Genomic DNA, 2,702 nt, shown 5'->3' with positions numbered 1-2,702 from the left:
CGTTCCGCCTCGTCAACGCGAAGGACGAATCCACCTTCGTCAAATTCATCTGGAAACCGAAGCTCGGCATGCAATCGGTGGTCTGGAACGAGGCGGTCAAGATCAATGGTGCCGATCCCGACTTCCATCGCCGCGATTTGTGGGAGGCCATACAGGCCGGCAATTTCCCGGAATGGGAGTTGACGGTGCAACTGTTCGATCAGGCATTTGCCGACAGTTTCGACTTCGATATCCTGGATGCAACGAAGATCATTCCCGAAGAGGTCCTCGAACCAATTCCGGTCGGTCGGCTGGTGCTCGACCGGATGCCGGACAATTTCTTCGCCGAGACCGAGCAGGTGGCGTTCATGACGCAGAATGTGCCGCCCGGAATCGATTTCTCCAACGATCCGCTACTGCAAGGCCGCAACTTCTCTTATCTCGATACCCAATTGAAACGGCTGGGCAGCCCGAACTTTACCCATCTGCCGATCAACGCGCCGAAGTGCCCGTTCGCCCATTTTCAACAGGACGGGCACATGGCCATGCGCAACCCGGCCGGTCGTGCCAACTATGAGCCGAACTCATGGGGACTGGGACCGCGCGAGGATCCGCAGCGTGGCTTCCGTTCTTTCGCCGATGCCGAACAAGGGCAGAAAGTACGTCTGCGCGCGGAGAGCTTCGCCGATCACTACAGCCAGGCCCGGCAATTCTTCAACAGCCAGACACCACCGGAGCAGCGTCACATCGCGATGGCGCTGACGTTTGAACTGAGCAAGGTCCAGGCGCCGGCAATCCGCGAGCGCATGGTTTCGCATTTGTTGAACATCGATGAAACGCTGGCGACCACGGTCGCCGATAAGCTCGGCATCCGTGACCTGCCCGAACCTGCCGAAGCCGCCGTTCCGCCGCGCGATGACTTGCCGCCGTCGCCGGCGCTCAGCATCATCCAAAATGGACCCAATAGTTTCGAAGGCCGCAAAGTCGGTGTCATGCTCAGCGATGGAGCCGATGTCGCGCTGTTCGAGGAACTTCGTTCCGCCATCGAAGCGGAAGGCGCGGTGATGGAGGTGGTTGCGCCCAAGGTGGGTGGCGTCGAAGCCGCCGACGGCACCCACATCGAGGCAAGGCACATGATCGACGGCGGTCCGTCCGTATTGTTCGACGCGGTGGTGCTGCTCCTCTCCGAGGCGGGCGCCGAGTTGCTGGTCAAGGAGGCCGCTGCGAAGGATTTCGTGTCTGATGCGTTTGCGCACTGCAAGTTCATCGGCTTCACCCCGGGGGCCGAGCCGCTCCTGGCCAAAGCAGGCGTCGCTCCCGATGCCGATGAGGGGCTGACGCGGCTGGATTCGGCAGCTTCGGTAACTGCATTTGTGCGGTCATGCCGGAAGCTGCGGCTCTGGGCGCGGGAGGCGGCTGTCAAGCTTTGATGCGATGACGTCAGCTGTTTTCCGCTGGCATGTCCGCAGGCTTTGGTTTGCCGCCAACCCAGTCCGCACCCCGATCTACGAGCGATCTTCCTTGCTGGACGCTTGCCGCTGCTTTTCCAGGACCTCATCGGTCCCGACCAGCTTCTTTGCTCCGCCTGAAATGGTCGTGGACACCACTGAGGGCGGATCGCTCGCCGGAAAGGAATCCTCCAATCCCGCCTGCAGTTGGTCCTCGAGCGTGCGTGGTTCTTCGGAACGGCCGGGCGTTCTGCGTGTGTCTATCTTCTCAAGCGGCTGTTTCCTCTCTGGCGAATCGTTGGCGTTCCGGACCAGGGCGTAAAGTTGCTCGATCGCGAATTCCTTGATCGTTTCGAAATCGGCGCGATCGTCCTCTGCCGCCTCGATCTGATCAACCATGGCTTTCTCGAAGCGGTCGAGGCTGTCGCCTCCGCAGGCATGGGAAAGGCGCAACAGGGCTTCGTTCAGCATCAACGGAGCAAAATGTGCTGAAGCTTCAAGCCTGAGTTGTCTTAGACGATCCGGAGTGGCGGCCTGCAACTTTGACATGGACAACCTCCTTTCTCCCACAAGCGTCTCAACGACATTTGACCGCCGATGTTCCACTGCGCCTGAACATCCTTCCCGCCCGGCGAGCTACAGGAACCAGCTTGCCACCAGTCCCGCCGACGCCGCAAAGATCGCCAGGGTCGTCACGCCGCCCAGGATGTTCGTGCTTATGCTGTTGACCTTGTCGCCCATGATCTTGCGATTGTTGGTCATGATCAGGATGAGAAGCAGCAGAGGTGGCGTTGAAAATCCTTGCACGACGCCCGACCAGACCAGGGCTTTCATAGGGTTGAAGCCGAAGAAATTGAGACCCACCGCCACCAGCGTTATGATCCCAATCACGATGTAGAATTTGGGAGCCTGGCGGGGTTTGGCATGCAGGCTATTCTTCCATCCCATCGCCTGAGCGAAATCGAAAGCGGCGCCAGCGGTCATGATCGGCACGGCCAGAAAGCCAACGCCAATTACACCGACCGCAAACAGAATGCTGGCAGCGTCGCCGGCAAGCGGCCGCAGCGCTTCGGCCGCCTGCGCCGCTGTCTCGATCTGCGTCTGCCCGGCCTTGTAGAGCGTCGAACCTGTCGAAAGAATGATGAAATACATGATCAGATTGGAGAACGTCATGCCGATCAGGATGTCGCGGCGGGATCGGCGCAGTTCGCTCTCCGTGGCGCCTTTGCGCTCTTCGAGGCTCGTTCGACCCTTGGCTATCTCCTCCTCCACCTC

3 protein-coding genes are annotated in these 2,702 nt (G+C 60.0%); 1 reads left to right on the top strand and 2 read right to left on the bottom strand.

Going from position 1 to position 2,702, the window contains the following annotated elements:
• Positions 1 to 1,409, top strand: a 1,409-nt coding sequence (locus EN939_RS28780) for a catalase (protein ID WP_127271090.1), incomplete at its 5' end; no start/stop codon positions are given.
• A 75-nt stretch (positions 1,410 to 1,484) separates the two neighbouring features.
• Here the strand turns inward: EN939_RS28780 and EN939_RS28775 are convergent.
• Both EN939_RS28775 and EN939_RS28770 read right to left on the bottom strand, forming a co-directional pair.
• Positions 1,485 to 1,976 carry a hypothetical protein gene (locus EN939_RS28775; protein WP_127270596.1) on the bottom strand — a complete coding sequence of 164 codons (492 nt, stop codon included), beginning with the start codon at positions 1,974 to 1,976 and terminating at the stop codon, positions 1,485 to 1,487.
• Positions 1,977 to 2,063: 87 nt separating this feature from the next.
• A partial coding sequence (locus EN939_RS28770; protein ID WP_164751299.1) for an NRAMP family divalent metal transporter occupies positions 2,064 to 2,702 on the bottom strand: 639 nt, incomplete at its 5' end.

The sequence above is a fragment of the Mesorhizobium sp. M7A.F.Ca.CA.002.05.1.1 genome, assembly GCF_003998335.1.
In the GTDB taxonomy this organism is placed as follows: Bacteria; Pseudomonadota; Alphaproteobacteria; order Rhizobiales; family Rhizobiaceae; genus Mesorhizobium.
The sequence above is the reverse complement of the archived record's forward strand: the minus strand, read 5'-3'. Positions and strand labels throughout refer to the sequence as shown.

Bases quoted from the DNA above. Each gene is read 5' to 3' on its own strand.
- EN939_RS28775 (WP_127270596.1), bottom strand. From the start codon at position 1,976: ATGTCAAAGTTGCAGGCCGCCACTCCGGATCGTCTAAGACAACTCAGG.